At 47.2% G+C, this 6,291-nt stretch carries 5 protein-coding genes; all 5 read left to right on the forward strand.

Annotation, left to right across the window (positions count from 1 at the left end):
- Nucleotides 1-604: hypothetical protein (locus RID21_RS14535; RefSeq protein ID WP_350189997.1), on the forward strand; the 604-nt coding region annotated here is incomplete at its 5' end.
- Between the two features lie 199 nt (nt 605-803).
- Entirely contained in the window at nt 804-1,397 is a 594-nt protein-coding gene (locus RID21_RS14540; RefSeq protein ID WP_350189999.1) for a hypothetical protein, read from the forward strand.
- A gap of 154 nt (nt 1,398-1,551) precedes the next feature.
- A complete protein-coding gene (locus RID21_RS14545) occupies nt 1,552-4,068 on the forward strand; it encodes an AAA family ATPase (RefSeq protein ID WP_350190001.1) in 2,517 nt (838 codons plus the stop codon).
- Nucleotides 4,069-4,778: 710 nt separating this feature from the next.
- Nucleotides 4,779-5,165, forward strand: a complete 387-nt coding sequence (locus RID21_RS14550; RefSeq protein WP_350190003.1) for a hypothetical protein — start codon at nt 4,779-4,781, stop codon at nt 5,163-5,165.
- A gap of 20 nt (nt 5,166-5,185) precedes the next feature.
- Nucleotides 5,186-5,371 carry a hypothetical protein gene (locus RID21_RS14555; protein WP_350190005.1) on the forward strand — a complete coding sequence of 62 codons (186 nt, stop codon included), beginning with the start codon at nt 5,186-5,188 and terminating at the stop codon, nt 5,369-5,371.
- Nucleotides 5,372-6,291 lie beyond the last annotated feature (920 nt).

Raw genomic sequence — 6,291 nt, forward strand, 5'->3', positions numbered from 1 at the left:
GAAGCACGACATCGCTTCATTTCAGTCTCAACTTTCAGAAGCGGTCAAAATCAGGATTGAGATGTTCGCCCGTTCGGACAAAGGAGAGCCCATTGACGGTTCTTATCTGACAATGCTCTGTTACAAATCGTTGTTCGATGCCCTGGCGGCCTGTGATTTGAGTCGTGCCGAACAGTTGGCGGCACATCTCGGCCGACGCGCTGAACTGGAGCGCGAACATGACCATCCGTTTGATTATACGCTCGGTTACACTCTGCGTGCCTTCGTGTTGCACGATCAGGAGCAGATGCAGGAATGGACTCCGAAATTCGTGGATCAGTGTCATAAGTCGAAAATGACGGATTTCCTGGGGTATGGTGCTGTCTTTCAGGCTCTGATCAGTCGAGATACAGCGGGCGTGAATGACGGACTGGCGAGCATCGTCCAGGGACATCAGAAACAGTCGAAAGGGATCGGTATCTTCGTGAGCACTGACGATGAACTACTCTGTGTGTGGGGGTTGGGGATGGCCAATCTGGCGCGGGCACACGGAATTCCGTCCGAAGCAATTCCGCCACTGATTCCCCGGGAATTGTTGAGTCCGGTGAATCGCAGGTTTGAGTAGCAGTGCCGTGCTTTGCTTGTCGTTTGTGCCTTGCGTGGTTCTTGTTCGTCTTCGTTGAAACAGGCTTGTGTTTCCAGATGCGAAAGTGTACTTATGTGACTGGGTTGGCCCGGTGGTGGCTCGAGATTAGACGACGCAAGCAAGGGAGACGAATATGGGGGCGAGTGGCTGGGTTGCTTATTGTGCGTATGAGTCTGATGTGGCGCGTGCGTTTCAGCAGTTGCGGCAGGCGGTGTTTGAGCGTCGCGACTATTCCCTGCCGGGGGATCTGCTGGATGGGCTCGACGATGCGACGTTGAATCAGAGTGCGCCGCCGACGCAGGATTTGCAGAAGCTGCTCAAGATCAGTCAGGCCCTGGACCAGGCGCTGGGCGGCATGGGCTTTGATACGAAGGATGCCGAGCAGCAGACGCGGTCGGTTGAGAAGCTGCTCGGCAAAATGGAGCAGCACGGCTTCGCTACCGCCGCCCGGGAGACGCTCCAGCCATCGCAGACGCCTCCGCCGGCCTCGATTGATGAATTACTCGAACAGTGCGCGGAAGCCGGCACGCATTCGCTGCTGGACATCGACCATCTCTCCCCCACCCCGGAGCCGGGTGCCGCGACCCCGCTGAGCGAGGCGGACCTGCAGACCCTGTTCGGTACCACTGCGCCCACGAAAGCCAATGTGGAAACCGCCGTCACGGCGGGAACGCTGCACGACTACTGCGCCCGCTGGCAGGCGGTTTACTGCGCGGTGTATGCGGAGGGGACGCCGGTGGAATATGTGTTTGTGGGGGTGAGCGGGGATTAGGAGTGGGGGCGATACTTTAGAATTCATTTATCTGCTTGATTCGAGCCTTAAATCAAAAAATTAGATTCATCATTGACGAATCTAATGCAAAATGTTCACATGGTTCCTTGGGTGTGAATATATGTCTCTGTGCTCAAATAGTTAGGTAAATCTTATGAGGCTCTCCGGGGTTAAGATCAGGAATTTTAAGTCGCTTAACAACGTGGAACTTTTCATCCCTAAGAAGGATGGTGGGCGGCCTGGGTCAGCAGATTTTTTATCTCTCGTGGGATCAAACAATGCAGGGAAATCATCTATCCTTCAAGCCATTCAATTAGCGTGTCCTGGTAAGGAATTGTCGAAACCGACAGATGATTATTTTCCTTATAGAGACCTCAAAAATTCTCCTATGGAAATCGAATTGTTATTCGATGATATTCAGGAACATGAGAAGAATAATTGGATAATAAATAGATGCATTAATGAAGATAAAATCGAAATTTTGAGAAGGTGGAATACAGACGATAACGAGATTAGTTCATCGGATACCCTAGTGAAGGTGCCAGTGTATGATGTGGTCGGTGTGAACTTTGATGAAGAAAAGGGGTATGTGACTAAAAGCGAGTTACTGTCAAATGAAAATTGGAAGGAAGTATTTGAAGCTTTCGAGAGTAACCAAGGGAAAATCGCAAGGTATACCAAAGAAAGATGGTTAGAAATCTTTGAATTTGCGAAAACTGAATTCTCTGAATTGGTTGTAAAAACTGAAGAATGCAAATGGGAGAATCCAACTGGTCGTGAGAGTAATCTACTTTCTATCATGCCCGAGGTTATTTTGATTCCAGCAATACGTGACTCCAAGGAAGATGTTGAAACATCAAAACCCACTTCTACTGCAAGCAAGATACTGAAGTATCTTTTTGATCGCTTTTTATCTAGTAGGAAAGAAGTGGCAGAATTTCAAGACGCGGCGAAAAATGTAGAAAAATTGTTCGGTGAAAATGCTAAGGATCAATTTGTATCAAGAATAGAAGATAATCTTACTTATAGATTACAAAGATTGATCGATATCGAAGCAAAACTTGCTTTTTCTCCTCCCGATGTAACGGCAGATTTAGCAAAAAATACGCGATTATGGATTCGAGATAAATGGAGTGTAGAGAACTCAGTCCATACCAAACCTGAACATCAAGGACACGGAGCTCAAAGGGCAGTTATTCTCTCATTGCTTGAGCTACTAATTGATTTAGATGAATTCTTTAATCAGACTGAAGAAGGTGAGCAAGGATATAAGAAACCGTTGTTGCTGCTTATAGAGGAACCTGAAATCTATTTGCACCCTCATATGTGCAGAAAAATGAGGGATACTTTGTTGAGTCTAGCAAGAAAAGGGCTTTGTCAAATAATTTGCACAACACACTCACCTGTATTTTTAGATTTAGCAGATCGTCATGATGGGATTGCGATAATATCTAGAGATGAGGACTCTGGAGAGGTGCTTAATAAACAGTTAAGAAATGATTTATTCTCCGGTGATGCTGAATCTCGTGATAGATTGAGAATGATTTTAAACTTTGACTCAGGTGCAAATGAAGTATTTTTCACTAAAAGGACAACCTTGGTTGAAGGTGATTGTGAAATAGCCTGCATTGATGCACTAGGTGAGAAATTCTCAAGCCTTGATCGATTGGATTTTTCTAGACATCTGCTGGCGCGAAAGGATGTGAGTCTCATTAATTGTAGGGGTAAAGCTACAATTCCAGCCTTCCAAAAGGTACTTAATGCGTTTGGGATTCCTTACAGAGTTGTTCATGATTCCGATAGCAATCTTCAGGGATCTGCAGGCACCGCTGCTGAAACGATTAATACTAAGATAGCAGGACTATTAGGAACGGCGGTCTCTCTGAAAGTTCATGAGCCCAATTTTGAACAAGATATTTTTGGAGAAAGTTGGGATAAGGAGAAACCATGGAACGCACGGTCAAAAGTATTGGACCTGCCTGAAGATTTCATCAATGATAAACTGGAGTCCTTTTATTATTTCGTTCTTCATTCATCGTCTGAAGAACTACAGGAACCTCTTGAATCTGAAGATTATGACTTAGAAGATCTGTTTTCAGATGAGTATGAATCCAACGATACTTTTAAAGTGCCAAGAAAAAATCTACGAAATTCGATTCATTCTATTTCAATAGATCAAAATGCTATAGATGATTTAAAAAAGGATGGAGTTGTAGAGCTTGCTGCAGGTCCTGGAAGAATACCTGATCTAGAACTATCTTGTACTGATGAGGCTAATTATTACTTTGGAGAAGTTGTCAGTGACTCGATGGCTGATACTTTAAATGTTGGAGATTATGTTCGGCTGAAAAGACTTGAAAATATTTATTTGGAAACGGTGGGAGAAGAAAATGACGGAGTTTCCCACAATGAATTTTCTCAGCATATAAATAATGGCGGAATTTATGCACTATCAATTAATGATGACATTGAATTAGGAGAATACACTCTCAAACGAGTGCAATTTAAAGTGTTAAATGATACTGAATGGATTTGTATTCTTTCTGCTGACAACCCTGATACAAAATGGGGGGACCGTGGGAAATTAGTTGTTCGTCCCACCGATAGAATACATTTCGCAGCTGAAGTTGATGGGTTATATGTTTGGACTGATGAATCCGATGGCTCCTGAAAATTCAAGTTTCTCGCTTCCAGCTTTAACAGGGCTTGCGCATAGTTCTTGAGATACTCTTGATGACAATTGTATTTAGGATTCCGCTCGATTTGTGAATTAGGTTCATTGCGCTTTACTCTTTTCTATATCTCCCTTCCCTGCTCTATGCCGACCGATATTATTTCTGGTTGCGTGCGCTGGTGCGTGGTTTTTCTGAGAACCGGGGGGCCGGTCGTGTCTGGGTAGGCGACGCGTTTCTGCCTGAGACGTTTTAACCGGGGCTAAGGCCCTGCGGCTAATGTCTTTTGTGTTGTCCGTGTTGCTGAGTATCGGGGAGGCGGTAGAGCAGCGGCTACTTGTCATGTTTGCCCTGGTGCGTTTGCCTGGGTTGTGTGCTGCGCGGCGGGCGGACACATGGGTCCGCACCCTACATTTTCTGGGCATGGGAGTTGGTTAATGTGGGCTGGTTGTGGATTCACGACGCTGGAATTTAGAGTGGAGCAGTTGCTGGTTGCTGAACCTGGGGCGTCTCGTGAGACTATGTTGACTTGATTCGGCGATGGATGCGTTACGGATCTTAGTTCAGGTAGGGGAAGCGAACTCGGGTTCAAGTTATTGCTGGAAGTACTCCCATGATAGACATCTTGAAATCTTTAGTCAGTCTGAAATGAGAAGACATCGTACTGGCAGGATACTTTGACCCGGATGATCCTGCGGAGTTCGCTCCCATGCTGAGTCGTGTCTATCTCATCATCGGTGAGCGAATGCTTCAACTGGCGCTTGATGAAACTACTACGATCGCGCTACTTGTCCGATTTGTGGAAACGATTGAAGTGACCATCGAAATGGAAGAAGAACTGACATGGTGCAGAAGTTCCATGGGAAACTTTTTATTGAAAGCCCCCCAGGCCGAGAATGTGATCTCAAAAATCATTGTCTACTTCGATAATGAGGGCGACCGTGAAAAATTTCGCGCATTGGAATTTGTTCTCAGCTCTGGCCAGTTATTATTTTTCGATCCCCTGTTTATCGATGGAATCAATTTCGGTGGGCAAGAACAAAAAGATGACTGCCTCAATCACATCGAGAATTATACTGCTAAAATAATCAGCTGACTGTAAACAACAGCCGGTTCATGGAACGTTTGATCCTGCGTTTCAATTGCACTGCGAAATGCGATAGTGCTTTCACGATCCCCCCTTCCCTGCTCTGTGCCGATCGGTATGATTTCTGGTTGCGTGCGCTGGTTCTTGTTTTTTCTGAGAACCAGGGGGCTGGTCGTGTCTGGGTAGGCGACGTGTTTCTGCCTGAGACGTTTTAACCGGGGCTAAGGCCCTGCGGCTGATGTCTTTTGTGTTGTGCCTGTTGCTGAGTAGCGGGGAGACGGTAGAGCAGCGGCTACTGGTGATGTTTGCCCTTGTGCGTTTGCCTGGGTTGTGTGCTGCGCGGTGGGCGGACAGGTGGGTTCGCAACTTACATTTTTGATGGAATGGGAGTTGGTTATGGAGGGCTGGTTTGTCTGTTGTCTGGTGTGTGGCTTGCGGTTTGATTGTGGCGATGGGGACGTGGGGGTCAAGACAAAATTTTGTCCCGATGTGGCCGGATTTTGTCCTGGTCTATCCCGGAATTTGTCCCGCTGTGTCCTGAATCTGTCTGGCTGTGGCCGACTGTTAAGCTCGATTTTTCGAACTGGTGCTGCAGAAACAGGTGTGGAGCGGGTGAACATGGGCGGCGATTCCGGTGTTGAGGTGTCACTGGTGCGGCGTGTTTCGGTGCTCAATCAGGTGCCTCGCGCGCGAGCCAGATTTCGAAGAGGATACGGTTCGGCGAGAGGGGATCAAGTGCAGTCTGGTCAGGTGTGGGGATTTGTTTGTGGGGATTTGTCTGGTGCGGTTGGGGAGTGTTCCGGGATTGTGGGTCGCGCGGCGGGCGGACACGTGGGTCCGCGCCCTACGGTTGGGGTTGGGGAGATGAGTGGGGATTGTGTGGTTGCGCTGGGACCTCTTGTTGCCTGCGGCAATCCCGGATTTTATCCGGGACCACCTCTGGGTTGTGAGGGGAATGGGTTCTGTTGCTGGTTGGTGGGTTGGTTGTTTGATCAATTACCGGCGGCTAGTAACTCCGCTCTTAAGTTCGTTCTCACCAGAAAGAATATTTACGCCGTCTTCCTGTTTTTTGTAGACCACCAGATTACTGGTGACAAAAATGCTCTTCCGAGGTCTGATGAGGAATCTCACCTCA

It is taken from the genome of Gimesia sp. (assembly GCF_040219335.1).
Taxonomy (GTDB): domain Bacteria; phylum Planctomycetota; class Planctomycetia; order Planctomycetales; family Planctomycetaceae; genus Gimesia.